This is a genomic window from Streptococcus sp. HMSC066F01, assembly GCF_001837335.1.
In the GTDB taxonomy this organism is placed as follows: Bacteria; Bacillota; Bacilli; order Lactobacillales; family Streptococcaceae; genus Streptococcus; species Streptococcus oralis_S.
The window spans coordinates 1-1,106 of record NZ_KV832090.1; the positions used below are offsets into that span (position 1 = coordinate 1).

Annotated in this window: 1 protein-coding gene; it reads right to left on the reverse strand. The window is 36.3% G+C overall.

What is annotated here, in order from left to right; translation table 11 throughout:
- Positions 1 to 1,106, reverse strand: a 1,106-nt coding sequence (locus HMPREF2655_RS02945; protein WP_306806780.1) for a GbpC/Spa domain-containing protein, incomplete at both ends; no start/stop codon positions are given.

Consider the following 1,106-nt stretch of genomic DNA (forward strand, 5'->3'; position numbering starts at 1 on the left):
CGTAGTTTGGTGCTACTGGAGCTGGTTCCAGTGGTTTCTCTGTCTCATACATTGGTTGAGTTGGAGCTGTTGGTGCAACAGGTTTCGTCGGAACCCCAATTGCATTAATGTTTGAATTGAAAGCAAACCAAATATTTCCACTTTTAGAAGAAGCCATATTAAAGCTAATCTCAGATTGAGTTATTTCACCGACAATAGCTCCGTACCAATTATTTGGACTAGAGGTTGTATCCCATTCCGATGTATTCCAACGAGCGCCTAGCAATTTTTCTGCATTTGATGAATCTGCATAAGCAGAGTTATTTTCATGAATCTTGATAGATGAACCAGAAATTGGAATATATCGACCGTTAAAGTTTCTAACACTTTCAATTGCATCTTTATCAATTGCCCCACTACCGTTACCTCTATTTAGAGATGAAAAATTAACTAATCCTCCTGTGAGATTCATAAGTTGACCTTCTTCATCATAAAACTTGACTTTTACATTAATGTTTGTAGAAGTAAAATAATCATTATACCATGCTGTCACAGTTGGATCACTCGAGGCAAACATAGTCATTTTGGTTCCATCGTTAAAACCTGTTTCTTTTAATGTGTAAGTGTAAACTATTTTTGAAATTTTCTTACCATTAAAACTTGAATTTTTTAGACCAGTATAGGTAACATCGACTGGTTTATCCTTTTCTAATACAAGCTTTGCATAAGTGTTATTCGAATTGATTGCATTGAAATATGAATATGCTGTAGATTTTTTCCTATCAGGATTTGTTGGCGAAATCCCCCATGATTTTACCAAAGCATCCAATTCCTGCTGCCCATATTGATGTACAGATGAATCAATTGTTCGTATTGCATTTGGTTCTGATTTAAAGTTCAACGATTGTGATCTTGGTTCTGAAAGATAACCATCTTGTTTCTTTTTACTCTCCGCTTCTGCGAGTGCTGCAGTATAAGCTGCGAACTCTTTCTTATATTTGGCAAGATCAGCTTCATACTGCTTCATCGCCGCTTCATAAGTTGCTTTTGCAGTTTCATTACGTTGTTTAATCGCTTCATTCTCAGCTTCAATCGCAGCATTTTTTGCCTTGTTGTCTTCAACTGCC